Origin of the sequence: Glutamicibacter sp. HZAU (assembly GCF_004100365.1) — a bacterium.
GTDB lineage: Bacteria > Actinomycetota > Actinomycetes > Actinomycetales > Micrococcaceae > Glutamicibacter > Glutamicibacter nicotianae.
In genome coordinates this window covers 387,647-412,159 of record NZ_SCKZ01000002.1, presented here as the reverse complement: position 1 = coordinate 412,159, position 24,513 = coordinate 387,647, and the positions used below count along the sequence as shown (strand labels likewise).

25 protein-coding genes are annotated in these 24,513 nt (G+C 60.3%); 8 read left to right on the top strand and 17 right to left on the bottom strand.

The window, feature by feature from the left end; all coding sequences use genetic code 11:
- Nucleotides 1-84: 84 nt before the first annotated feature.
- The 7 genes from mtr to EKH49_RS04480 form a co-directional block, all read right to left on the bottom strand.
- Nucleotides 85-1,488, bottom strand: coding sequence for a mycothione reductase (gene mtr, locus EKH49_RS04510; protein WP_128469872.1), 1,404 nt, complete (start codon nt 1,486-1,488; stop codon nt 85-87).
- A gap of 79 nt (nt 1,489-1,567) precedes the next feature.
- Nucleotides 1,568-1,801, bottom strand: a complete 234-nt coding sequence (locus tag EKH49_RS04505; RefSeq protein ID WP_236641031.1) for an ABC transporter ATP-binding protein — start codon at nt 1,799-1,801, stop codon at nt 1,568-1,570.
- A 10-nt stretch (nt 1,802-1,811) separates the two neighbouring features.
- Nucleotides 1,812-2,438 (bottom strand): ABC transporter substrate-binding protein, encoded by a 627-nt coding sequence (locus EKH49_RS04500; protein WP_128469871.1) that lies wholly within the window; start codon nt 2,436-2,438, stop codon nt 1,812-1,814.
- A gap of 228 nt (nt 2,439-2,666) precedes the next feature.
- Complete coding sequence (locus EKH49_RS04495) at nt 2,667-3,569, bottom strand: ABC transporter substrate-binding protein (RefSeq protein WP_128469870.1); 903 nt, start codon at nt 3,567-3,569, stop codon at nt 2,667-2,669.
- Nucleotides 3,566-4,294, bottom strand: coding sequence for an ABC transporter permease (locus tag EKH49_RS04490; RefSeq protein ID WP_128469869.1), 729 nt, complete (start codon nt 4,292-4,294; stop codon nt 3,566-3,568). The genes EKH49_RS04495 and EKH49_RS04490 overlap by 4 nt, the downstream gene beginning before the upstream one ends.
- Nucleotides 4,291-4,977, bottom strand: a complete 687-nt coding sequence (locus EKH49_RS04485) for an ABC transporter permease (protein WP_121866463.1) — start codon at nt 4,975-4,977, stop codon at nt 4,291-4,293. The genes EKH49_RS04490 and EKH49_RS04485 overlap by 4 nt, the downstream gene beginning before the upstream one ends.
- Nucleotides 4,974-5,801: an ABC transporter ATP-binding protein gene (locus tag EKH49_RS04480; RefSeq protein ID WP_128469868.1), complete on the bottom strand. Its 828-nt coding sequence runs from the start codon at nt 5,799-5,801 to the stop codon at nt 4,974-4,976. Before EKH49_RS04480 ends, EKH49_RS04485 begins: the two co-directional genes overlap by 4 nt.
- A 207-nt stretch (nt 5,802-6,008) precedes the next feature.
- Between EKH49_RS04480 and EKH49_RS04475 the strand changes: the two genes are divergently transcribed.
- Nucleotides 6,009-6,311 (top strand): hypothetical protein, encoded by a 303-nt coding sequence (locus EKH49_RS04475; RefSeq protein WP_128469867.1) that lies wholly within the window; start codon nt 6,009-6,011, stop codon nt 6,309-6,311.
- Nucleotides 6,312-6,399: 88 nt separating this feature from the next.
- On the opposite strand, the gene EKH49_RS04470 is transcribed toward EKH49_RS04475, so the two are convergent.
- Together EKH49_RS04470 and dapA are read right to left on the bottom strand one after the other, a co-directional pair.
- On the bottom strand, nt 6,400-8,106 hold the full coding sequence (locus EKH49_RS04470; RefSeq protein WP_128469866.1) for a ribonuclease J: 1,707 nt from the start codon (nt 8,104-8,106) through the stop codon (nt 6,400-6,402).
- A 19-nt stretch (nt 8,107-8,125) separates the two neighbouring features.
- Nucleotides 8,126-9,037, bottom strand: a complete 912-nt coding sequence (gene dapA / locus EKH49_RS04465) for a 4-hydroxy-tetrahydrodipicolinate synthase (RefSeq protein ID WP_128469865.1) — start codon at nt 9,035-9,037, stop codon at nt 8,126-8,128.
- A 103-nt stretch (nt 9,038-9,140) separates the two neighbouring features.
- Between dapA and EKH49_RS04460 the strand changes: the two genes are divergently transcribed.
- Nucleotides 9,141-10,277, top strand: coding sequence for a heparan-alpha-glucosaminide N-acetyltransferase domain-containing protein (locus tag EKH49_RS04460; RefSeq protein WP_161567446.1), 1,137 nt, complete (start codon nt 9,141-9,143; stop codon nt 10,275-10,277).
- A gap of 60 nt (nt 10,278-10,337) precedes the next feature.
- Here EKH49_RS04460 and EKH49_RS04455 read toward each other — a convergent pair whose 3' ends face one another.
- Both EKH49_RS04455 and dapB read right to left on the bottom strand, forming a co-directional pair.
- Complete coding sequence (locus EKH49_RS04455) at nt 10,338-10,790, bottom strand: tetratricopeptide repeat protein (RefSeq protein ID WP_128469863.1); 453 nt, start codon at nt 10,788-10,790, stop codon at nt 10,338-10,340.
- The gene (gene dapB, locus EKH49_RS04450; RefSeq protein WP_128469862.1) at nt 10,787-11,545 is read right to left on the bottom strand and encodes a 4-hydroxy-tetrahydrodipicolinate reductase; all 759 of its coding nucleotides are present in this window, start codon (nt 11,543-11,545) and stop codon (nt 10,787-10,789) included. Before dapB ends, EKH49_RS04455 begins: the two co-directional genes overlap by 4 nt.
- 194 nt (nt 11,546-11,739) lie before the next feature.
- On the opposite strand from dapB, the gene EKH49_RS04445 reads away from it, so the two are divergent.
- Nucleotides 11,740-12,150, top strand: coding sequence for a hypothetical protein (locus EKH49_RS04445; protein ID WP_128469861.1), 411 nt, complete (start codon nt 11,740-11,742; stop codon nt 12,148-12,150).
- 92 nt (nt 12,151-12,242) lie between these two features.
- On the top strand, nt 12,243-12,977 hold the full coding sequence (locus tag EKH49_RS04440; protein WP_128469860.1) for an alpha/beta fold hydrolase: 735 nt from the start codon (nt 12,243-12,245) through the stop codon (nt 12,975-12,977).
- A 70-nt stretch (nt 12,978-13,047) separates the two neighbouring features.
- On the opposite strand, the gene EKH49_RS04435 is transcribed toward EKH49_RS04440, so the two are convergent.
- The 3 genes from EKH49_RS04435 to EKH49_RS04425 all read right to left on the bottom strand — a co-directional run bounded on the left by EKH49_RS04435 (nt 13,048) and on the right by EKH49_RS04425 (nt 15,620).
- Nucleotides 13,048-14,418 (bottom strand): M16 family metallopeptidase, encoded by a 1,371-nt coding sequence (locus tag EKH49_RS04435; protein WP_442903496.1) that lies wholly within the window; start codon nt 14,416-14,418, stop codon nt 13,048-13,050.
- A gap of 176 nt (nt 14,419-14,594) precedes the next feature.
- On the bottom strand, nt 14,595-14,978 hold the full coding sequence (locus EKH49_RS04430) for a hypothetical protein (protein ID WP_128469859.1): 384 nt from the start codon (nt 14,976-14,978) through the stop codon (nt 14,595-14,597).
- 150 nt (nt 14,979-15,128) lie between these two features.
- Nucleotides 15,129-15,620 carry an S-ribosylhomocysteine lyase gene (locus EKH49_RS04425; RefSeq protein WP_038989613.1) on the bottom strand — a complete coding sequence of 164 codons (492 nt, stop codon included), beginning with the start codon at nt 15,618-15,620 and terminating at the stop codon, nt 15,129-15,131.
- A 121-nt stretch (nt 15,621-15,741) separates the two neighbouring features.
- Between EKH49_RS04425 and EKH49_RS04420 the strand changes: the two genes are divergently transcribed.
- Together EKH49_RS04420 and EKH49_RS04415 are read left to right on the top strand one after the other, a co-directional pair.
- Nucleotides 15,742-16,302 (top strand): phosphorylase family protein, encoded by a 561-nt coding sequence (locus EKH49_RS04420; protein ID WP_128469858.1) that lies wholly within the window; start codon nt 15,742-15,744, stop codon nt 16,300-16,302.
- A 261-nt stretch (nt 16,303-16,563) separates the two neighbouring features.
- Complete coding sequence (locus EKH49_RS04415; protein WP_161567445.1) at nt 16,564-17,835, top strand: DUF2254 domain-containing protein; 1,272 nt, start codon at nt 16,564-16,566, stop codon at nt 17,833-17,835.
- A gap of 98 nt (nt 17,836-17,933) precedes the next feature.
- Here the strand turns inward: EKH49_RS04415 and EKH49_RS04410 are convergent, their stop codons facing one another.
- Nucleotides 17,934-20,165, bottom strand: a complete 2,232-nt coding sequence (locus EKH49_RS04410) for a polyribonucleotide nucleotidyltransferase (RefSeq protein WP_128469856.1) — start codon at nt 20,163-20,165, stop codon at nt 17,934-17,936.
- Between the two features lie 293 nt (nt 20,166-20,458).
- The gene (locus EKH49_RS04405) at nt 20,459-21,859 is read right to left on the bottom strand and encodes an exodeoxyribonuclease VII large subunit (RefSeq protein WP_161567444.1); all 1,401 of its coding nucleotides are present in this window, start codon (nt 21,857-21,859) and stop codon (nt 20,459-20,461) included.
- Nucleotides 21,860-22,120: 261 nt separating this feature from the next.
- Here EKH49_RS04405 and EKH49_RS04400 point away from each other — a divergent pair, with 261 nt between their 5' ends.
- Nucleotides 22,121-23,164 carry an NAD(P)-dependent alcohol dehydrogenase gene (locus tag EKH49_RS04400; protein ID WP_038989630.1) on the top strand — a complete coding sequence of 348 codons (1,044 nt, stop codon included), beginning with the start codon at nt 22,121-22,123 and terminating at the stop codon, nt 23,162-23,164.
- A 100-nt stretch (nt 23,165-23,264) separates the two neighbouring features.
- Here EKH49_RS04400 and EKH49_RS04395 read toward each other — a convergent pair whose 3' ends face one another.
- Entirely contained in the window at nt 23,265-23,867 is a 603-nt protein-coding gene (locus tag EKH49_RS04395) for a hypothetical protein (RefSeq protein WP_128469854.1), read from the bottom strand.
- A gap of 316 nt (nt 23,868-24,183) precedes the next feature.
- Here EKH49_RS04395 and EKH49_RS04390 point away from each other — a divergent pair, with 316 nt between their 5' ends.
- The gene (locus EKH49_RS04390) at nt 24,184-24,495 is read left to right on the top strand and encodes a DUF1883 domain-containing protein (protein WP_128469853.1); all 312 of its coding nucleotides are present in this window, start codon (nt 24,184-24,186) and stop codon (nt 24,493-24,495) included.
- Nucleotides 24,496-24,513: the final 18 nt, after the last annotated feature.

The following is a 24,513-nucleotide window of genomic DNA, read 5'->3' as shown; positions in this document are numbered from 1 at the left end:
TTCAGCCTAGGACAGCGTGGCGCCATTGGCTACTGTCCTGCGGATTCATCTGCCGGCGGCCAGTGAACTGGCCGGCTTCGGCAGCTAGGAGAAATCCAGGCCGAGCAACGCGTTCTCGGTGACTTCCGGCAGGGCCGGGTGGATCCAGTACTGCTTGGTTGCCACCTCGCGCACGTCCAGACCGAAGGCCATGACGGTGATCATCTGCTGGATCAGCGTCGAGGCCTGCGGGCCCATGTAGTGCGCACCGAGCAGCTTGCCGGTGTCCCGGTCGGCGATGAGCTTTGCGATGCCGGTGCCATCTTCCATCGCCCAGCCGTAGGCCACGTCCCCGTACTTCTGCACCTTGGTGGTCACATCATGCCCGGCCTCGCGGGCTTGATCTTCGGTCATCCCGACGTAGGCGATCTGCGGGTGGGTGAAAACCGCGGCCGGCACGTGCTCGTGCGGCATCTTCACCATGTCCTGCGGGTTCAGCAGGTTGTGGCGCACCGCGCGCATCTCGGCGTTGGCCACATGCTTGAGCTGGAAGGGCGAGGAAATATCGCCCAGCGCCCAGACACCTTCAGCGGAAGTCGAGCGGCCGTATTCGTCCACGCTGACCTGCCCGTCGTCCGAGGCGATGCCTGCATTCTGCAGGTCCAGCTGGTCGCCGTTGGGCACCCGCCCGGTCGCCACCAGCAGCACCTCGGCGCTGGCGGTGGAGCCGTCATCCAGGGTCAGCACCACCCCGTCGCTTTCCTGCACGGCGCTGGCCACCGTCCGTCCCATGCGCACGTCATAGCGTTCGGCGGCCAGCTGGTTGAAGGGCTCGCGCAGGTCGGCATCCAGGTGGCGCATCAGCTCGGAGCGGGCCAGGATGGTGACCTTGGTGCCCAGCGCCTCGAAGACGTGGGCGAACTCCATCGCGATGTAGCCGCCGCCGATGATCACGATGGACTTCGGCTGGCGGGCCAGGCGCATGATGTCCTCGTTCGTGTGATAATGCACCCCCGAATCAATGATTTCCTGCGGAATGAAGGGTCGCGAACCGGCGGCCAGGACAACCTGGTCCGCGCTGATGGTCTTGGCTTCTGCTCCCTGCCCGGTGCGCAGGGTGCGCTCGCCGACAAAACGCGCGTGCTGGTCATAGACGTCGATGTTCGGCGTCTGCTCGCCGCGGCGATACTCCTCTCCACCCCGGGCGATCGGATCGATGCGCTTGCCGAAGACCCGGCTGACGATGCCGGGCCAGTCCACGGAATTGACTTGGGCGTCGATTCCCAGCCTCGCCGATTCCCTGGTTTCCAAGGCGACGTCTGCGGCATAGACATACATCTTGGTCGGGATGCAGCCGACGTTCAGGCAGGTGCCGCCGAAGGCGCCCTTCTCGATGATGGCAATGGACTGCCCGTCGAATTCGGGACCGGGAATGGAATTGCCCGATCCGGTGCCGAGGATGATCAGATCGTAGTGCTTGTCTGCTTCGATAGCGGCGGAAGACGTCATGGCAGGTGTACCTTTCACGGTCAATGCTTGGGGCCCGGCAGGCAGGCGCGCTGACAGCGCTTGCCTACCGGGCAGGCTATCATCCGGGCACCGGACTTCCGCTATGTTGCAGTTCTGGCTCATCGGCCAGGCTGAACACCAGCTGCAGGATCCCGTAGACCTGCAGCAGGAGTTCGGGCGCCAGCACCTGGTGGGGCGTCCCCGCGGCGATGATTCCGCCGTTGGCCAGCAACACCAGCTTGCTGCAGTAGCGGGCGGCCAGATTCAGATCGTGCAGCACCACCACCGTGGTGGTTCCCAGTTCTCCGACCATGCGCAGCAGCTCATGCTGGTGGCGGATGTCGCTCGACGCGGGAGTGCATGTCCTTCACCGAGCCGGCGGCTACCTGTTCGGTGCCGAAGAGCTGTCCGTAGGATTCCACATCCTTGTAGATCTGGTCGAAACCGCTCAGTCCTCCGGTGGATCGATCCTCGAATCCAGCGCAGTACCCGCTGACGGTCAGCATCTTCACTCCGGCGCTTTCCAAACGCTCTGCCAACGAATCCAGATCGATTCCGGCTGCGATATCGGTTCCGATCACCACGTCCGCACCCGAGTCCAGGATCATTTCATAGGAGACGTCATGGGAGTCTTCGGTGATCCGATCGGCCTTGCGCACCACCGCCATGGTTTCTTCGTCGAAAGGCACCTGCATGCTGCCTGCGTAGTGCGTGAGCTTGTCTCCCGCTCCAGCGGCAGTCAATAGGGCTGGCGCTTCCGAGCCCACAGCGAGAACGCTTTCCGGGGCCTTGTCGAAGACTACTTGCCTTCCGCAGCTGTCTAGCACAAGGTTTGTCGCCTCGGCACCCTGTGGCGCGCCGTTGGCGGATCCGGCCGGCGTGCTGCACCCGGTTACCAAAGCCAAGGCTGCAACTGGCACGGCCAGCTTCCAGGGGTTGAGTTTATTCATCTATCAGTGCTCCATTCATGGCAAGCAGGCGTCGACCGCCGAATTCCAGGGAGTCCTCAGCCAACAACACTAAACACTAATGAGAATCATTATCGATAGTCAAAATATGTCAGCACCGCGCTCTTCCCAGCCCTAGCCGTTTTCGGGCAATGAAAAGCAGCCGCACTGCCCGATATTGAACGGGCGGCACGGCTGCCGTGATGCTGCTTTTCTGTGCTGGATTGCGGGCTAGAGTCCCTCGGAAGCCAGCCAGGCCGAAGCGATGTCGGCTGCCGATTTCTTGTCCACGGTGCTTTGGACATTCAGGTTCACCAGAACCTGCGCCGTCAGTTTCTCGCTGACCGGATTGAGGACTTCCGCCAATTCCTCGGATTGATCAGCAGCCACCAATGGCACGACGTTTGATGCCAGGAACAGCGACTTCGGATCTTCCAGAACCACGAGGTCCTCGGTCTGGATGCGCGGATCGGCGGTAAAGACGTTGGCAATGTTCACCGTGCCGGCGACCAGGTCTTCAACGGTCGTATCGCCCGTTGCAGAGAACTCCGCCTTCACGCCGTAGGTGCTTTCCAAGCCCTTGGGGCCGTAGGGGCGCTCAGCAAGTTCGGGCGGGCCGCCCACGGTCAATGGTTCGGAGATGCCGGCAAGGTCCTCGATGCTGGTGAGGCTGTTGGCTTCGGCGAATTTTTTCGTCACCGTATAGGAGTCCTGGTCCGAAGCCTCGGCGGCTTCGAGCACCGCGAGTGATTCAGGCAAGGACTTCTTCAGCTCGTCATAGACTTCCTCGGAGGAACGTGCTTCGGTGTCTTCCTTGTAGAACTGCAGCAGGTTGCCCGTGTATTCAGGGAAGACGTCAATGCTTCCGTCTTCCAGCTGAGGCATGTAGGCATCGCGCTGCCCGATGCTGAATTGCCGTTCTACTTCCATGCCGGCTCCTTCAAGTGCCTGGGCATAGATCTCGGCGACAATTTCATTTGAGTAGTAGGCCTGCGAACCTACCACGACCGTTGTCCCGCCATCCTGGGCGGCATCGCTTTCCGTGGCCAGCGGGTCCGCACTGGAGCATCCGGCCAGTACCAGGCTTCCGGCCAGCACGAGAGCGCTTGTGGAGAAAAACTGCTTCCTGTTCATGACATTTCCCTTTCGAGGGTGATTTGGTCATCGGTATAGTGGAACTTCTTCTTCGTGCGCGCACCCAGACCGCGCGGTACGGCAGCTTTCTGGGCCATGGCAAATGCCAAGTCCAGCACAAGGGCCAGCGCCGCAACCATCAAGGCTCCACCCAGGACCATGTCGAAGCGCCGCAGGTTCAGTCCGGTGATGATGGGCAAGCCCAGGCCGCCGAGGTTCACGTAGGCGGCGACAGTTACCGTGGCCACCACTTGAAGCACTGCGGAGCGGATCCCGCCCACGAGCAGGGCGAGGCCTAGTGGAATCTCGACCTTGAAGAGTGTCTGCCATTCGGTCATCCCCACGGCCCTGGCAGCGTCAATGGTTTTGCGGTCAATGGCTTCGAAGCCGGTGTAGGCTCCCGCAAGCAGTGATGGAATCGCCAGCACAACGAAGGTCAGCAGGGCCGCTTCTGGCTTGTGCAGTACACCGAGCAGCAGCACCAGCAGGATCAGCAAGCCGAAGGATGGCACCGCCCGGGCAATGCCGGCGATGCCGACCGCAATTTCGCGCCCTTTGCCAGTGTGCCCGATTGCCCATCCGGCGGGGATGGCAATCACGCCAGCGATCAGCACTGCCAGCACGGTGAACAGCAGGTGCTGCCCCAGCAGGGCAGCCAGTCCCCCATCGCCCTGCCACTGTTCAGCTGCGAAGATCCATGACAGCGCATCGGAAATCAGATTCATGATGCCGCCTGTTCAGTGGACTTCGGCGCCGGCGTTCGCCGCTTCAAGGTGCTCGCCGTGGTCCACGGCATCAGCCAACGACCCGCCAAAAGCAACAGCAGGTCGACCAGCAGGGCGATCGCTGCCACTGCGATAATGCCGGCCAGGACTTCCTCGATAATGCGGCGCTGCAAGCCGTTGGTGAACAAGTAGCCCAAGTTGGTGACGCCGACCAGGATGCCAACCGTCGCCAGCGAGATCGTGCTGACCGCGGTCACGCGCAATCCGGCCAGAACCACGGGACCGGCCAACGGGAGGTCAACAGCAAAGAAACGACGTGCCGTTCCGTAGCCCATGGCCGTTGCCGCCGACCTGGTTGCCGGGTCGACCGAGTTCAGCCCGTCGACCACGCTGCGCACCATGATGGCGACCGCGTAGATCGCCAGAGCGAGAATCAAGTTGGCTTCGCTGATCGCGCTCATCCCGGTGAGCACGGGCAGTATCATCAGCAAAGCCAATGAAGGGATCGTGTAGAGCAATCCAGTGAGGCTCACGACTGGTCCGCGAAGGAGCTTGTATTTCCAGGCCACCCAACCCAGCGGGATCGACGCAGCGAATCCGAGAACGATTGCTATCACGGACTGGCGCAGGTGCTCCAACGAAAGCGACCCAATGAGTCCGAGGTTTTCCAGGATCCAGTTCACTGGACTGTTCCGTCCTCGACAAGCTTGCCCTGCGTCCGACCTTGCGCATCGATAAGGACGGTTCCATGTTCCGTCTGCTTCAGGCTCAATGCCCGGGACCCGCGCTGCGCACCGATGAAGGAGGCGACGAAATCATTGGCTGGATGCTCAATAATTTCACTGGGGCTGCCTACTTGGAGCTTCTGTGCGCCGGCCGCCAGAATCACTACCTGGTCTCCCAGCAGGAAGGCCTCGTCAATATCGTGGGTAACAAAGACAATGGTCTTGTCGAGTTCTCTTTGGAGTCGAAGCAATTCTTCTTGCAGCTCGGCGCGAACGATAGGATCAACCGCGCCGAAGGGCTCATCCATGAGCAGGATGTTCGGGTCCGAGGCAAGTGCCCTGGCGACACCGACTCGCTGCTGCTGGCCTCCCGAGAGTTGGTGCGGATAGCGGTCGGCCTGCACAGGAATTAAACCTACGGTTTCCATGAGTTCGAGGGCTCGTTTGCGTGACGCGGCTTTGGACATGCCTTGAAGCCGCGGCACGGTAGCGATGTTCTCCGCGACGGTGAAATGCGGCATGAGTCCCGAGTTCTGCATGACGTAGCCAATGCTTCGACGCAGTTCCACCGCTGGCTTGTTGGTGATGTCCTCCCCATCGATCCGAAGCACTCCATGGCTCGGATCAACCATGCGGTTTACCATCCGCAGCAAGGTCGTCTTGCCGCAGCCTGAGGATCCCACGAAGACTGTGGTGCGGTGTGCCGGAATTTGCAGGCTGAAATCCTTGACGGCAACCGTGCCATCCGGATAGTGCTTCGAGACGTTCTCGAACTCAATCATGCGCATTCCTCCTGGGCGGTTTCATTCCGAACCTTGTGCGATGTTTGAGCATGTTTCGTCTCCTTGAGCTGACGTTGAGCCCAATTCTGCCTCAAAAGCGCTGTGACAGCACCCAATGCCGGGAATCATTCAGCTTCAAACAGTTTGGCGCTTACCGTATTCCTACCAGAATGTCGGTAGACTGAGCCAAAAGCATTTATACGGCATTTGGAGAATGCATTGCACAAACGCTCGAAATTCATGGCTACTGCCGCTTTGGCAATTGGTGCCTTGGCTCTATCGTCACCAGCAATAGCTGACACGCAAGGTTTTACCCCAACCGGTGATTGGGACAGCGCAGTTATCATGGACACTCGCACCGGAGAGGTTCTGGAGCGGATCGATGCGGACCAGTGGGATTCGGTCATTGTCATGGACGCGCAAACGGGGCACGTCGTGCCGCAAAGTCCTGCTCCGGCAATCGAACGGCCTGACTGGCCGAAGCCTGCATTCTTGAGTTTCGTTGGATGACACTGAATTTCTACACAGGCACTGTTGGAGCTGTCCAAAAAATTATTGCCTCGAACCATAATTGGTTCGAGGCAATAATTCCGGAAGTCTAGGCTTCGAGCACTACCGGGACGATCATTGGGCGGCGGCGCAGCTTGCGCGATACCCACGAGCCGATCACGCGGCGGGTGATCTGCTGCAGCTGGTGCGTGGTGTGGTTCGGGTTGTTGCCCACTGCTTCCACAATCGCGGCTGCAATCTTCGGCTTGATCTCGTTGAAGACCGAGTCCTCTTCCGCCACACCGCGTGCGTGGATATCCGGGCCGGAGATGATCGTGCCGTTCTGGCGGTTGATCACGGTGATGACCGAGATGAAGCCTTCCTCGCCCAGGGTGACGCGGTCCTTCAGGTCATCGTCGGTGATGGTGCCGACCTTGGAGCCGTCAACGTAGACGTATCCGCATTCGACCTGGCCGACGAGCTTCGCAACGCCGCCCTTCATGTCGATGACCGAACCGTCGTCTGCCAGCAGCACGTTGTCCTCCGGGACACCGGCCTGCGCGGCCAGCCGGCCGTTGGCAATCAGGTGGCGGGTTTCGCCGTGCACCGGGAGCACGTTCTTCGGGCGCAGAATGTTGTAGCAGTACAGCAATTCGCCAGCCGATGCGTGGCCGGAAACGTGGACCTTGGCCATGCCCTTGTGGATGACCTCCGCGCCCAGGCGCATTAGGCCGTTGATCACGCGGAAGACCGAGTTCTCGTTGCCCGGGATCAAGCTGGAGGCCAGGATGACGGTGTCGCCCGGGTTGACCTGGACCTTGTGCTCGCCGTTGGCCATCCTGGACAGGGCGGCCATCGGTTCGCCCTGCGAACCGGTGGACATCAGCACGACCTTGTGGTCCGGCAGCGAGTCGATCTGCTTCAGGTCGACCAGCACGCCCTGCGGCACGTCGAGGTAGCCCAGGCGTTCGGCGATGCCCATGTTGCGCACCATCGAGCGGCCAATGAAGGCGACCTTGCGCCCGTGCATCGCGGCCGCATCCAGCACCTGCTGCACGCGGTGCACGTGCGAGGAAAAGGACGCGACAATGATGCGGCGGCGGGCGCGCGCGAACTTGGCTTCGAGGACCGGGCCGATCTCGCGTTCGGCCACGGTGAAGCCAGGGACTTCGGCGTTGGTGGAGTCCGGCAGGAACAGGTCCACGCCTTCCTCGCCCAGACGCGCGAAGTGGCGCAGGTCGGTGATGCGGCCGTCCAGCGGCAGCTGGTCCATCTTGAAGTCGCCGGTGTGCAGCACGGTGCCGGCCTCGGTGCGCAGGAATACTGCCAGGGCGTCGGGGATCGAGTGGTTCACGGCAACGAATTCGCATTCGAAGTTGCCAACCTGCGCGATCTCGCCCTCCACCACGATGTTGGTGTTGGCCTTGATGCGGTGTTCTGCCAGCTTTGCTTCAACGAAGGCCAGGGTCAGCTTGGACCCGTACAAAGGGATGTCTTCGCGCAGGCGCAGCAGGTAAGGAACAGCACCGATATGGTCCTCGTGGCCGTGGGTCAGCACGAGGCCCACCACGTCGTCCAGGCGGTCCTTGATGTAGGAGAAGTCCGGCAGGATCAGATCCACGCCAGGCTGGTGCTCTTCGGGGAAGAGCACGCCGCAGTCGACGATCAACAGTTTCCCGTTGAGTTCGAATACGGTCATGTTTCGGCCGACCTCGCCCAAGCCGCCGAGGGGAACAATGCGCATTGTCCCCTTCTTCAGCTTCGCCGGAGCCTGCATACGCGCAGCGTCAGCCTTGCCTACTGAACTCTCAGTCATATGTGGTTAGTCCCTTTCGTTACAGATCCCATCCACCTTCACGTAGGTCCGCGCGGATGGCATCTAGCTCTGCGTCCGACGGTGCCAACAGCGGCAGCCGGACGACGGTGTTCGGCAGGACACCCTGCCAGTGAAGTCCATATTTTGCGGCAACGGCGCCCTGAATGTGGCCCATGATGCCGCGCTGGATCGCGTCCAGCTCAAAGTGTGTGGTGCGTGCAGTTGCCAGATCTCCTGCATGCATTGCATTAACTAGCGTACGGTACTTGGCGGCTGCAACGTGAGCGGTGACCGAAACCACGCCGACCGCACCGGCTGCCATCAGCGGCAGGGTCAGGCCGTCATCGCCCGAGTACACGTGCAGATCGGTGTTGGCCAGCACGGTGGTGGTGGACTGGTAATCCGCTTTGGCATCCTTCAGCGCAATGACCTGAGGAATCTTGGCCAGCTCGATAATGGTTTCCGGTGCCAGCGCAATGCCGGTGCGTCCAGGGATGTCATAGAGCATGATGGGCAGCTCAACAGCTTCGGCGATGGCCTTCACGTGGGCGATAACGCCTGCCTGGCTTGGCTTGTTGTAGTACGGGGTGGTCAACAGCACACCGTCGACGCCCGCTTCCTTGGCAGCCAGCGACAGCTTGATGGAGTGGCGGGTGTCGTTGGTGGTGGAACCGGCCAGCACCGCGGCCCGGCCGCCCACCGCCTCGGCGACGGTACGGAACATCTCGATGTTCTCTTCATCGGTCAGGGTCGAGGTCTCGCCGGTGGTGCCGGTGACAACCAGTCCGTCGCAGCCATCATCAACCAGCTTCGTTGCCAGTTTTGCGGCCAACGCGTAATCGACTTCACCCGCTTCGTCGAAGGGCGTGACCATAGCGGTCAGCACGGTTCCGAACGGATATGCCTGATTATCAATTGCACTTGTAGCCATGGGATTAAATCTACACTCGCGCATGTTGCATTGGCATCCCTGGCACTATTCGTGGTGCGATGATTCCATGAACGATTCGGGTAGTTCCCAGCGCCTCCTGGGCGTGGATGCGGCGCGGCTTGCCGCCATCCTCGGCATGTTCGCCGCGCACGTCTTCGCACTGTATAAAATCAGCGGCGCACCCGCCTACTCCCCAACGTTTACCGGGGCTGTCGTCTCCGGACGGGCATCAGTTCTGTTCATGGTGCTGGCCGGATTATCCCTGGGTTTGCTCTCGAAATCCTTGGCCCGAAAGGGGTTCTCCCACCCTAAGGTTTACTCAGTCCTTGTGCTGAGAGCATTAATAATTGCCGTGCTCGGAATGGCCATTGGGTCAGTAAATGAAGCCATCGCAGTCATCCTTGTCCACTATGGGCTACTATTTCTATTGCTTCCACTGGCCCTGAAGCTCTCAAGAATAACCATTTGGGTAGTCTCGGCCCTCTGGCTGCTGCTGATGCCGGTTCTTTGGCGACCGCTGGCCAACAGCTGGATGGGGAATTCCCTAGGCCATAATCCAAGCTTCGGCGACGTTCTGACCCCGCAACTGCTGTTCAAGGATCTGGCCGTCACCGGATACTACCCGTTGCTAATCTGGTTCGGATTCGGCCTGCTGGGAATAGCCATCGGCCGATGCGATCTTCGCAGCGCTAAAACTGCAGGCCTGCTGACTGCGGGCGGGACTCTCATCGCCGCGGCGACCTATACAGCGGGACATCTGGTGAGCATGAAGAATGCCGGGATCATAGCCCAAGAACTGGGTCTGGACTTATCCCTCGTTCCAACAATGATCACCACCGGGCGCTTGCCGGGCACCAATCTCGATCCGCTCCTGGATAATCCCGCCTACCTCTGGTTGCCAACCGGCCACAGCAATTCCTTGCTGTCCACGCTGCAAAACGCCGCCTGCGCTGCCGCTATCATCGGACTGATATCGCTGCTTATTGGCCGACTTGGCGTGCTGGGCCGGATTCTGGCTGGCGCCGGCCGCGCACCACTGACCCTATACGCCGGACACATCATCTTGCTGCCGGCGATGAAAGAGAACATGGATCCGACGGCCATCTGGTGGATTCTCTGTTCAGCCACTGCCGTCTGCGGAATTTGGCTCGGCTTCAGCCGGGCATCCGGTCCACTGGAATATGGCGTCAGGGTACTCAGCGGAGCTGACACCGATCCCGAAACGAAGATGAAGTTCTAGATCGACGGCCCGGGCTCGTAGGAGCCCGGGCCATCGGCAAGATGCTGGTATTCGTGATTTCTACTGGCTGACCTTCTGATCTGCTTGCCAAAAGGTGATCGCCCTACGCATGGATTTGCGAGCCCGCGGCTTATCGCCACAGGCTTCATATGCCAGCGCCAGGCGGTACCAGGATTTCCATGACTCCGGGTTCTCTTCCACGTCCCGCTGGTGGTTGGGGAAATCCGCGTCGGCGGCCGAACGGATGAAGCGTCCCGATGGCATGCGGGGAAGATCTTCTGGCAGCTCACCCGAAGCGGCTAAGGCCTTGCCCATCTTCTCGGTGCGTAAACCGAATAGCACTTCGCGAATCAGTATCCAGACGCACAAGGCAGGAATCACCAAGATCGCAATGCCCATGATCTGGGCGACCAGCTCCCCGGTATTCAGCAGTCGGATGGCCTGGGTGAATGTCATGCCAATGTACAGCGCGAACAGCAGCAGAATGCCGCCTACCCAGAGTTTGGTTTTCACTGGCCCAGCTCCAGGTAGCCGTCGAGCCCATAGGTCAACCCCGGACGGGAACCAACGGTGCGCAGGCCCAGAAGGACGCCCGGCATGAACGAGGCACGGTCAAAGGAATCATGGCGCAACGTGAACTGCTCGCCGGGTCCACCAAAGAGCACTTCCTGGTGGGCTACCAAGCCACGCAAGCGGACCGAATGGACGTTGATTCCATCGACAACTGCACCGCGGGCACCGTCGAGCTGGGTCTCGGTAGCATCAGGGCTGGCTGGTACCCCAGCGGCTTCACGCGACTTGGCGATCAGTTCAGCGGTACGCACCGCGGTGCCGCTGGGAGCGTCCACCTTATTGGGGTGATGCAGTTCGATGATCTCGACGGATTCGAAGTACTTCGCTGCCGTGGCAGCGAACGCGCTGGCCAGCACGGAGCCGAGGGCGAAGTTGGGCGCAATCAGCACACCGGCTTCGGGATGCTCGCTCAGCAACGCTTCCAGATTTGCCCGGCGGGCATCATCCCAGCCGGTGGTGCCGACGACCGCATGCAGTCCATGCTCAACGGCGAAACGCACATTGTCTTCGGTGGATGCTGGCACGGAAAGGTCAACGATGTGGGTTGCTCCGGCTTGGAGGATCTGCGACAGGTCGTCGCCTCGCCCCAAGCTTGCAACCAGTTCCATGTCTGCAGCCTCAGTCACGGCCTTGACCGCTTCCGAGCCCATTCGTCCTGCCGCGCCGAGCACGGCCACCTTGATCTGTGCACTCATGGGCTTAAGCCTATCCTCCTGAACGCACCAGTCCTGCCAACGATGACGTGATCTCTCTCGAGTTTTGCAACGGCTTCTCAGCAGGGAGCAGTCGGCAAATCATTGCGGAGGCACCCTACGGCCAGTCCAACTTGTTTTGCCCAGCAAATAGGGGAAAAATATGTGTCAGGAGTTCCCCAATAGTGAGCAGGGCCATGGGTCAGAAAATTAAGCGTATCGGTTTCGGCATCGGTGCAATCCTCGCCGCGACCTTCGCATGCACTTCCTGCGGTTCTGGCAGCGAACCGATCACCCTGTCGGATGACGAACGAGCATCAATCATCGATATCGTCCAAGAGCAGGGAACAGTTATCGATTCACCGACATGCCAGGTAGAAGTTTTCCGAATCGAGGATTCCACGACCTACGGCTGGGCTACCTGCGCACCCGATAGGCAGGAATCCGCGGATGCCGCGGCTCAAGCCGACGCCTTCCCATTCCGCATCGACGGGCAAGAACTGCGTCGTCCAAGTGACGGTTCCGACTACGAAAAAGACGTGAAGGAACTCTTCCCGGAAGATCTCCGTTCCGCCATTAATCAGCATTCAACCGGGGTGGGCGGCTAGCTCCCTTGGTGCTCGTCTCGCCATTTCTGGCGAGCATGCCGATTTTCCCTACCGATAGTATGTGCGCACTTTTCGCACGATGAAAGGCTGGCGTGCGCCACGAGTACTTTGGGCATTTGCCCGAATCCTTGAAAACCAGGCTCTCGGTTCGAGTCGCGGGCCACGGGCCTGACGTGGTGCTTCTGCATGGGCTCGGAGCTTCCAGCCGCTATTTCACTCCGCTGGCAAACATCTTGGCGCAGAAGCATCGGGTGATCGTTCCCGAGTTGCCCGGCCATGGCAAGAATCTCGATGATGGCCGCCCGGTGACCGTACCGCGTTTTGCACACGAAGTGGCACTGGCGTTGCGCGAGCTGAAGGTTGAGAACGCAATTGTCCTCGGGCATTCCATGGGTGCGCAGGTTTCCATTGAGCTGGCTCGCGCGTGGCCGGATCTGGTCAAGCACCTGATCATTGCAGCTCCAGCGGTCAACGACCGCGAGGCGACGCTCTTCAGGCAGGCACGCCGGCTCTTCGAGGATTTACCGTATGAGTTGAACTCGGTGAAGGCAATCTTGCTCGTCGACTACCTGCGTTGCGGTATCCCCTGGTGGGCCAAAAGCTGTGCCCAGATGCTGGATTACTCCACCATCGATTTGCTCCGCACGGTGCACTGCCCGGTTGATGTCGTATGCGGCACCCGGGATCCGCTATCTCCCCCGGAATTCGGTCTTCGCTTGGTCGCCAAAACACCGCAGGCCAAGCTTACTGTCATGCGCCATGGTGCGCATGGTTTCAATTTCTCCCACGCGCCCGAGCTTGCGGCGCTAGTAGAATCCGCAGTTTGAACCAATAAAACGGCAGTGCCCCGTGAATCAAGATCCTCAGATTCGATTCAAGGGGCACTGCCGGTGGATTCTAAAGGCCTATCGCGGCTTCATTCTCAAACGGTCCTACCACGGTGATTACGCGATCCTTGGCCGCCAGTTCCTGGGCCAGCTGCTGCACGTCCTGGGCGGTGACTGCGTTGACTCGAGACAAGGCTTCGTCGATGTCTTGGAATTCGCCGGTAATCATTTCTGCCCGGCCCAAACGGGACATGCGGCTTCCGGGATCTTCCAAGGCCAGCACTGTTCCGCCGGATAGTTGGCCCTTGGCCTGCGCCAATTCAGACTCGCTGATGCCGTCCTTGGCCAAGCGATCTAGCTCGTCGCCGAGCAACCCGATAACTTGAGCCGCCTTGGCCGGGGCACAACCGGCGTACATGCCAAAGTATCCGGCATCCGTATAGGCGGCGGAAAAAGAATAAGTCGAGTACACCAGTCCGCGCTTCTCCCGGATTTCCTGGAACAAGCGCGAGCTCATGCCGCCGCCGAGCACAGCGTTCAGCACCGCGAGCACCTGGCGCCGGTCGTCGTGGCCGGTGATGCCCGAGCAGCCCATGATGATATTGGCTTGCTCGCCCGGGCGGTTGATGACTTCCAGCCCGGCCTTCGAGGTGATCTGTGCCGGCTCGCCCATGCGGCGTGGCTCCGGTACGGCCATCGGGTCCAGTTCCCAGCCAGCTTCAGCCAGCGCCTTGAGAACCAGCTCGCACAGCTTGTCGTGCTCCAGGGAACCTGCGGCAGTAACAATCAGCTCGCTTGGGCGGTAGTGCGCACGGTAGTGCTCCATGACTGCCTCGCGGGAGATCTCCATGATCTCTTCTGGAGTTCCGCCAATAGGCCGTCCCAGCGGGTGATCGCCCAGGACGTTGGCAACGAAGCGCTCGTGGGCGACGTCCATCGCGTCATCTGCATCCATGGCAAGTTCTTCGATGATCACCCCGCGCTCCTGCTCCAGTTCCTGCGGATCGATCACCGCTGAGGTGACCATGTCAGCGATGACCTCCAGCGCCATCGGCAGATCAGTATCCAGCACCCGGGCGTAATAGCAGGTCGATTCCTTGGCGGTGGCTGCGTTCGATTCGCCGCCCACTGCGTCGAAGGACTGGGCAATTTCCAAGGCAGTTCGCTTTGCAGTGCCCTTGAAGAGCAAGTGCTCCAGGAAGTGGGTGGAGCCGTAGTGTCCTGCTTCCTCGTCGCGGGAACCGACCGGAACCCAAAATCCCACAGTGGTGGACCGCTGTCCGGGCATCGCTTCCGTCAGAACCCGTACGCCACCGGGCAGGATGCTGCGCCGGACTTCAGAGCCGCCTTCGCCGCGGTGGACCAACGTCGGGTCCGCCGGGTCAATCGGAGAAAACTGCGTGGTCTCCACCGAATGCAACGGCAATGGAATCATGGCCACGAATATACGTCCTTAATTCGTCGAGAATAGCGATTTCAAGCTAAGTACACTGTCTTTCATTCTCCCATAGAAACGTTATTTGAAAGCAATAGCTCATTAGTGACGGGGCAATCACATTCTGGGAGATTTCGAGATCGAACCTCGGCTCTCGAAATACCGTCAGGCAGATTTGCAGGTCATGTCGCATCGAGATATCCGCGTTTCGCGGCATCAGCGCACACTGGGGTCTGCCGCGATGGGTCGCTGGAGGCGCAGGCAAGGTAAACGGTGTTCGCGGCATCTTCTGTACTCAATTCCAGATATCCCATTGATCCGGGATTATAGGAGACAGCAGTGCTCCACTCATCGAGGTCCTTGCAAGCACTAAGCGACTTTTTCTCGGCTTCGCCGATCATCTCTTGGGATGATTCAGGATCGGACCAGGCTTCGTTCTGCCGCTGGATTGCCGACTGGCATTCCTCGCCGATGCTGGATGTCCTTGCCGCATCGAAATCCATGCATCCGCTAATAGCCAACGACATGGCGCCCAGTACCGCTGCCAAGGAAAGAACTCTGCGCATGGTCTTCATGCTACCGACTGCTCGCAGTGATTCTGCGGCTTATTTGCGGCTTGGCGCCTGCCTTTCTGCCAGGCGAGGAAACAGCCAGACAAGGAAAATCCCGTGCGTCCCCAACGGAACACACGGGATTTCCAGTTCTCAAGCTACGGCTTAGGCAATCTTGGAACGATCGAACGCGTCAAGGCTGATGCCCTGTTCCAAGACGACCTTCGCCCATTCGCGAGCCGAGTGCAGCGAATGGTCACGATAATTGCCGCAGCTCACGGCTTCGGTTCCCGGAACATCCTCCCAGGTAACCTTCTCGGCAATGTCTTCCAGCGAGCTCTTGATGGCAGCGGCGACAACCGCCGGGGTCGGTTCGCCCCACAAGATCATATGGAAGCCGGTGCGGCAGCCAAATGGGGAGAAATCAATCAGGCCGTCAATGCGGGTACGCAGCAAACCAGCCATGGTGTGCTCGATGGTGTGCAGGCCAGCCGTTGGAATCTCACCGTGGTTTGGCTGGACTAGACGGATGTCGTAGTTGGTGATGGCATCGCCCTTGGGACCGTGTTCCACCCCGATTTTGCGCACATACGGCGCCTTCACCTTGGTATGGTCCAGTGCAAAGCTTTCAACTTCAGCAAGTTCAATATCACTCATATGCAAAGTCTATCTGCTCACCGACTGGCGAATCGAGACCTCAGCGAAGGAGGTAACCGATAGACTTCTTAGGACGTTCGGGGCAGCACTCCCCGAGCAGATTTCTTTAGAGGGGAAGTTCATGTCGGACCAGAAGTCCTTGCTCGTCTTTGCGCACGCAGACGAAGCCGTAGCCTTTGCAGATGTCGAGCACCTAGTTTCCGGTGTTGGCAAGATCAACGCATCGGTAGCCTTGGCTGGCGCGCTTGCTGAAGGCAACATCAAGAACGTCGTAGTACTGGGCACCGCCGGCGTTGTCGGCCATGCCGGTGAAGATCGTCCGAGCCTGGACACCATTTACCAGGTCACCAAGCTGATCCAGCACGATTTCCCGCTGCCTTCGGCAGATGTGGATCCAGCAGGTGAAATCCTGCTTCCCGATTTCCAGGCCACCATGGCTACCGGCGACGTTTTTGTCTCGGATGACGCGCAGCGCATCCACATCAAGTCCTTAGGTGCCTCGCTGGTCGATATGGAAGGCTACGCCTACGCCAGCATCTGCCAGCGCTTCAACGTACCGTTGCAGATCTTCAAGATCCCCTCCGATTACGCCGATGATTCGGCGTCGATCGACGAATGGGATGACATCGCCAAGCAGAAGAGCGTCCAGCTGCGCGAGTTCTTCGACAAGCATCTGAGCTGAAATTCAGGCACTGGCCCCAGAGCCAGATTCAACCTGCACTGGACACTCGGCTGGTTTCCAGCCGGGTGTCCTGCTTAACTGGGTCGTCTCGCGGAATTCTTCCGCTCCGTGCATGAGCAGGTCGGCCCGGGTTCTCGGAGCCCGGGAATTCCTGGCGTAAACTCACCTCAAGAAAATGTCTAGCTCAGCCGCCACCGCTTTGAGCAGCCGACTAGGAAAGTAATGCCTTCATGCTGCGAACAGGGGGCACAAGGAGGATTCATGGTAAGAGCACTGAGCTACGCAAAGCAGTCGCTGCGCGGAATCTGGTTCCGGGCCACAGTATTCACCGTAGCTGGAATCCTTCTGGCCATCGCCGCACCAGCACTGGGCAATCTCATTCCGGCGAACCTGCTGGAAGCGCTCGGCAACGATGCTGCCGCGACACTGCTGCAGATCCTGGCCACTTCAATGCTGGCTGTCACGACGTTTTCCCTGACCACGATGGTCTCGGCATACTCCACTGCCACGCAAATCGGCACTCCCCGCTCCATCCAGCTGCTGATTGCCGACCGGACCTCGCATACTGCCCTGTCCACCTTCGTGGGGGCTTTCGCATTCTCCATCGTCGGGATCATCGCCTTGTCCTTGGATGTCTATTCCAGCTCGGAAAAAGCGCTGCTGCTGTTGGGAACCATCCTGGTCATTGCCGTGGTGCTGGTGACCTTGCTGCGCTGGATCTCGTTCCTCACCACTTTCGGCCGCATGGCGGACATCATCGACCGGGTCGGCGATGCCGCCTCGCAGGCCATGTCGGACTACGCCGAGCAGCCGCTGCTCGGCGGACGGCTGTGGGTTGATCCGCCCGCGACAGCCATCCCGCTGGAATGCGACCATCCAGGATTCGTGGTCAAGGTCGACGTGGCAGCGTTGCAGCGCATTGCCGAGCAGGAAAACTGCCAGCTCTGGGTCGAACGCCGCCCAGGCTCAAGGATCTTTGCCGGTCATCCCATTGCCTACCTGAGCGGCAAGGTGTCGGAAGAGAGCCAGGAAGCGATCCAGCGGGCCTTCGTGATCGCCAACCACCGGACTTTCGAACAGGACCCGCGGCTCGGGCTGCTCGCGCTGTCGGAAATCTCCAGCAAGTCGCTCTCCCCCGGAATCAATGATCCGGGAACCGCCATCGAGGTCCTGGAAGCAACGCACCGCGTACTGGACATCGCCATGCGGGCAAGGATTCCGGATTCCCCGGACGCCGGGCGGGTCCACCTTCGCCTGCTTGAGCCGCAGGACATGCTCCAGGATGCCTTCCGGGCGACCTCGCGCGATGGCGCTTCGGACGTCGAAGTCATGATGCGGATCCAAAAGGAACTCGGTGCCCTGATTGCGCGCTCCGATGCCCCATGGACGGCAGCCTTGAAAGCTCAGGCAAAGGATTCCTTCGACCGGGCCGAGCGGGCACTGGAGCTGGAAGAGGATCGCCGCGAGGTCGAAGTCCTGCACTTCGAGGCGCTGAGCGCCACCGGCATCAGCAAGGATGCGGCACCCGCGTAGGCGCTGACCTGCCAGCCGTGCCAATCAAGCTGGTCTGAAGAGAAGGAAAACCCCGATTCACCAAAGTGAATCGGGGTTTTCCTGCAGGAATCTAAAGACTACTCAGCAGCTACTGCTTCTTCAGCTTCTTCCTCGACGACTGGAGCCAGCGACAGCTTGCCACGGTCATCGATCTTGGTGATCTCCACCTGCAGCTTCTGGCCAACGCCGACAACGTCTTCGACGTCCTCGACACGCTTGCCGTCGTTGATCTTGCGCAGCTCGGAGATGTGCAGCAGGCCGTCCTTGCCCGGGGTCAGCGAAACGAACGCACCGAAGGTGGTCAGCTTCACGACGGTGCCCAGGTAGCGCTCGCCGACCTCAGGAACCTGGGGGTTGGCGATGGCGTTGATGGCCGAACGGGCAGCCTCGGCGGATTCGCCGTTGGTTGCGCCGATCAGCACGGTGCCGTCATCCTCGATCGAGATGTCTGCACCGGTGTCTTCTTGGATCTGGTTGATCATCTTGCCCTTAGGGCCGATGACCTCACCGATCTTGTCCACTGGAATCTTCACCGAAATGATGCGCGGGGCGTTGACGTTCAGCTCATCCGGAGCGTCGATAGCCTGGTTCAGCACGTTCAGGATGTGCAGGCGTGCTTCGCGGGCCTGGGTCAGCGCGGCGGCCAGCACCGAAGCCGGAATGCCATCCAGCTTGGTATCCAGCTGGATCGCGGTCACGAACTCGGAGGTGCCTGCGACCTTGAAGTCCATGTCGCCCATGGCGTCTTCGGCGCCGAGGATATCGGTCAGGGCAGCGTAACGGGTTTCGCCGTCAACGGTGTCCGAAACCAGGCCCATGGCGATGCCTGCAACCGGTGCCTTCAGCGGCACGCCGGCATTCAGCAGCGACAGGGTCGAGGCGCAGACAGAGCCCATGGAGGTCGAGCCGTTGGAGCCCAGTGCCTCGGAGACCTGGCGGATTGCGTATGGGAATTCCTCGCGGCTTGGCAGCACTGGAACCAGTGCGCGCTCTGCCAGTGCGCCGTGGCCGATTTCGCGTCGCTTCGGCGAACCAACACGGCCGGTCTCGCCGGTCGAGTATGGCGGGAAGTTGTAGTTGTGCATGTAGCGCTTGGACTTCACTGGGGACAGCGAGTCGATCTGCTGCTCCATCTTCAGCATGTTCAAGGTGGTGACGCCCATGATCTGGGTTTCGCCACGCTCGAAGATGGCCGAACCGTGCACGCGAGGCAGCACCTCGACCTCGGCGGACAGCTGGCGGATGTCAGCCAGGCCGCGGCCGTCGATGCGGATCTGCTCGGTCAGGATGCGCTGGCGCACGATGTGCTTGGTCACCGCACCGAAGGCCTTGGAGATCTCGGATTCGCGGCCTTCGAAAGCGTTGCCTTCGCCAGCCAGCGATGCCAGGATCTCGTCCTTGTAGTCGCTTGCGGCGTTGTCGCGCTCCTGCTTGTCAGCGATGGTGTAGATCTCTGCCAGGCGGGTCGAAGCGGCAGCCTCGACAGCGGTGAAGGCATCGTCTTCGTAGTCGCGGAAGACCGGGAACTCAACGGTTTCCTTGGCAGCGCGGGCTGCCAGGTCGGCCTGGGCCTCGCACAGGACCTTGATGAATGGCTTGGCAGCCTCGAGGCCTTCGGCCACAACCTCTTCGGTCGGAGCCTGGGCACCGCGTTCCTTGATCAGTTCCCAAGCGTTGTCGGTTGCTTCGGCTTCCACCATCATGATGGCAACGTCATCGCCAGCGATGCGGCCGGCAACAACCATGTTGAAGACGGCGTTCTTCAGCTCGGAGTGCTTAGGGAAGGCAACCCACTGGGCGCCGTTTCCGTCATCAACCAGTGCAACGCGAACGCCGCCGATCGGGCCGGAGAATGGCAGGCCCGAAAGCTGGGTGGACATCGACGAAGCGTTGATTGCCACGACGTCGTACAGCTCATCCGGCTCGATGGACAGGACGGTGACGACAACCTGGACCTCGTTGCGCAGGCCCTTGACGAAGGCTGGGCGCAGCGGGCGGTCCATCAGGCGGCAAGCCAGGATGGCTTCGGTCGATGGGCGGCCTTCGCGGCGGAAGAAGCTGCCCGGGATGCGGCCGGCAGCGTACATGCGCTCCTCGACGTCCACGGTCAGCGGGAAGAAGTCGAAGCCTTCGCGCGGGTGCTTGCCGGCGGTGGTTGCCGAGAGCAGCGCAGTCTCTTCGTCGATGTAGACCATTGCCGAGCCAGCTGCCTGCTTGGCGAGGCGGCCGGTTTCGAAGCGGATGGTGCGGGTACCGTAGCGGCCGTTGTCGATCAGCGCTTCGGCGAATTGGATTTCTGGACCCTCCATTAAGGGGGTGCTCCTTTCGATCGCTCCCACGTGGTGGATGAGCGAACCGTATGGCCCTACCCAGATCTGGTCTTCGATCGAGACCCGCGCTGGGGCAGCTATTTGCCCTAGCGAAAGTCACTACCGAGGACCGGGAAACTGGCGGTCGGGACCAACGGTCAGTCAGTCCTGGGAGTTATTTTCATTCGGGGCCCGCACAGAACATGCAGACCCATGTACTAGCCTACCGGGAATTGGCAAAAGACGCAGTTCTTGAGCGATGGGCGCATGCCAGCAACTTGTGGGTTCGCCATTCACTGTTGCAGCGATGCGTTGCGATGCCTGAGCAACCAGCAGAGATCACGCGGCACCGTTGCGCCTGCGATCCGCGGGCGCAGCCAGCATAGATCTACGTCCATCACGGCTCCTCGCCAATCGGATGAGTCAATGATCCTTTGAGCCCGATAGCCTCCGGTGAAAGTCCAGATCGCCCAAAGGGCAGGCAACATGGAAAGCGCTACCGTTTGGCCAGTGCCGAGGCCCGTATCGACATGGGCTGCCAGTGCCGTGAGCGCCGTCCATAGGCTCCACCACAGTCCGCGGGAAAGCGAATTGAGGCGGATTTTCTGCAGGGCCAACTCCAGCAGATCCGAATGCATTTCCCGGTTTTGCAAGCTGGCGTGCTGCTGCAGGTCATCACCCCGTTCGCGTAGTTGGACGGCGTGATTCCGGGTGTCGGCAAGTTCCTGCCTGAGCCGTGCGTTCGCCTGCTCCAGCGACGAAGTCCGGGAACCCTGTACCGACAGTTCCCGGGCCAGCTGTTCTATCTTCGTCTTGAGCTGTTTGGAGGTCGGCTGGCCGGCGAACCAGCGCCGGTTGTTTTCCGTTCTGATCGCGATCCCGGCCGTTTGCGACACATCGAAGCTGGCCGTTGCCGCACGCGCAGCCAAGGGCACATGCTCACTGTGTCCAAGTGCGGTGATGACCGGAAGCGCGCATTGGCGAATAGCTTGGATCAGTTCGCGGTCGTCGAAGGCGACGAAGTCCGCATACGACCCCCCGCCGCGCAATACGATTACGGCATCGGCCTGGCCCGGTTTGAGGCTCGAAAGCTTACGCGAGATTTCGCGCACGGCACTGGGCCCTTGGACCCTGAGCTCGGCAACTTCGACAGCAACCCGTTTCTTCACTCCTTTCGGGTGCAGTCCACGAACAAAGTCCAGGAGCACTTGGTTGTCCCGGCCACACAGCACTAGCACCTTGGAGATCTTCCCGCCCGGCTCTATAGTCTCCAAGTTCTGGCTTGACTCTAGCGGGAGGCCGAATTCCCGGGATGTTTCTTGCCTGAGCAGCGCCCAAGGGCCTTTGTCTCTCGTTGCTTGAACTGCGAGTTGACCGTGATTCTCATAGTTACCAACGGCAACCCACACTGGATTTCGTCGCCAGGAGTCGATATTTGGCCTCGCTGTCACCGTCAGTTGGTGGCCATCTCCCAGCCATGATGGGCACATGGCCGCAGGGAATTCGACTTCCACTGCACAGTCGCCGTCAAACAGCGTCGCCCATCTCTTCGATCCCATTTTTCTGACTCGTCCCACGATTTCACCTCGAAAATGCGCCGGAGGCATTCTCAAAACACTGTCTGCCAGGCTCTTTCGCAGCTGTGTTAGGGATTGAACTTCCTGGATTGCCAAATCGCTTGAATTTCTCGCCATGGCACCGACTCTAAAGGCGACCTCCGACACTATGGAAGCGCTGGATGAAGAGCTTGTGCAGGGTTGAACACCAGTTTGGCAGTAACTGATCAGCATTATTCCTATGGAGGCAGCGGAACGGCGTGGGAAATTTACTCAGACCGGGATTATTCATAGCCTGCCGATTGTTGTTCTCCATGGGCCACGCCCTGATGGACTGCGGCGATCGCCGCAGCCCAGAACATTGCCAGTCGCAACCCGCAAGACAAAGGAAATACCCTGATGGCAACTATGGTCAACGCATACGCAGCGCACTCTGCGGCTGAAGGACTCATCCCGACACAGATTGAGCGCCGTGCTGTAGGTCCGCACGACGTCTTGATTGATATCAAGTTCTCCGGCATCTGCCACTCCGATATCCACACGGTCCGCGGTGAATGGGGAAACCAGAACTATCCGCTGGTCCCGGGCCACGAAATAGCTGGCATCGTCACCGAAGTCGGCTCAGCAGTCACCAAGCACAAGCTGGGCGATCGCGTTGGCGTGGGCTGCCTAGTCAATTCCTGCATGGAATGCGAAAACTGCCTGGCTGGCGACCAGCAGTTCTGCGAGCAGAGCGTGGGAACCTACGGTTCGCTCGACCGTGATGGCAGCATGACCCAGGGCGGCTATGCAACGCACGTCGTGGTTGACGAGAACTTCGCCTTGAACATCCCCGAAGGCATCTCCTTGGATGTCGCCGCACCCCTGCTCTGCGCCGGCATCACCACCTTCTCCCCGCTGAAGCACTGGGGTGCAGGACCGGGCAAGAAGGTTGCCGTGGTGGGACTCGGCGGCTTGGGCCATATGGCAGTCAAGCTCGCCAGTGCCATGGGCGCTGAGGTCACCGTGCTGTCGCAATCGCTGAAGAAGAGGGAGGACGGCCTGAAGCTGGGCGCCAGCGATTACCGGGCCACCAGCGACGAGAACACCTTCAAGGATCTGCGCAAGAGCTTCGATCTGATCATCAACACCGTCAGCGCCTCGATCGACATCAGCTCCTACCTCGGACTGCTGCGCGTGAACGGCACCTTGGTCAACGTTGGAGCGCCGGCTGAACCATTGCCGGTCAACGCCTTTGCTTTGATCGGCGGACGCCGTTCCTTCGCCGGTTCGCAGATCGGCGGCATCGAGGAAACCCAGGAAATGCTGGACTTCTGTGCCGAACATGGAATTGGCGCAGAAATCGAGGTCATCGGTGCCACGCAGATCAACGAGGCCTACGAGCGCGTGCTGGCGTCCGACGTCCGCTACCGCTTCGTGATCGATACCGCGACGCTGGCCTAGCCTAGCGATCCCAACGCACGCGCATCACGGGAACGGCGCCGGTGCTGCCTCTGCATTGCAGGGCAGCACCGGCGCCGTTTACTTTCTGCCAGATTAGCGGCTATTCGCCGCGGCGCGAGCGTCGCGTGCGGGGACTGCCCGTTTGGTTCCCGAGCTCCGTGACACCTGCTGTTGTGGCGGGCGCTGGCAAGATCGCCTTTATCTCGGCGAGCTCGGCCTGCAGTTGCACCACCGTACCGCGGAGATTCAGCATCTCCTTCCGGCGCCGGCGGGCAGCCCGGAAAGTCCGGATCATAATGGCAATGATCAATGGAATGGCCACGAGCAGTGCCCAGCCGCTGCGCGTAAAGAAGTCGAGAGCCACCGGCAGGGCCTGCCTGAATTCCCAGAAGGAGTTCACTCCCCCGGCGATTGCTTCCAAAGCCGATTCCAGGGGAACCAGTTGCTGGCCCACGATCGGGGTTCCGGATAGTTCCGGTGCGCTCACCGGGGGCTCGCCTGCGGTCCACCGCGGATCACCCAGCCGTTTCAGGATATAGATCCCGGCGCCGGCGTTGAGAGTAGCGAACAGGAGCACCGAGGCAAGCGCGACAGCCACCAGTTGGCGCCGGCGCCATAAACCCACAGCGACGGCAAAGGCCAGCACCAGAATCCAAATCCACAGTCGCAGTTGCTCCAGGCCAATGCCGGTCAAAATTTCCATGAGCCTTACCTTATAGTTCTTGGCCGTCATGGCCCCATTTGCGCGGGAATTTATCCCTCGTAGGTAGCGTATCCCCGGTAGCGGACTATCTGCCGCTTGGCTGGTTAGCGGCGTTCGAAATCGAGGTGTCCGAGAGGTTCTGTGTCATCTCTGGCATCAGATGGGGTGGCGCAGCCTTCCAAGCCAAAGACCCGAGGCGCGTTGGCCACCAGCTCTTGCCGAGAATCTGGTTCCCGTTGCCGCACTGGTCCATCTTCTGGGTTAATGGGTCTGGGTCTGCTAATCGGCGGATCATCCGAAACCCCGGAGGCAGGCATTGACGGAACCTAATTTCGCCGAGTACTACTGGGAGTTCCTTGAACGGGGAACCATCTTGGCAGTAACGCTCAGCGGACCGGCCAATCTCCGATTGATGGATCCAGAGAATTTCGCGGCGTTCCAAGACGGAGAAAAATTCGAAGCATACGGTGGGCTGGCACGCCGGGCACCCTACCGGATCAAGGTGCCTAGATCCGGCCCCTGGTTCCTGGCGATTGATTTGGCCGGTCTTGGCGTGCGCAGGGTACGCCACGAAGTCAGCGTCGTGCCTCCGCAGAAGCTGGAGTCGAGGCGCACTTCCCGCAACTAGCGGGATCCCCGGACAGCG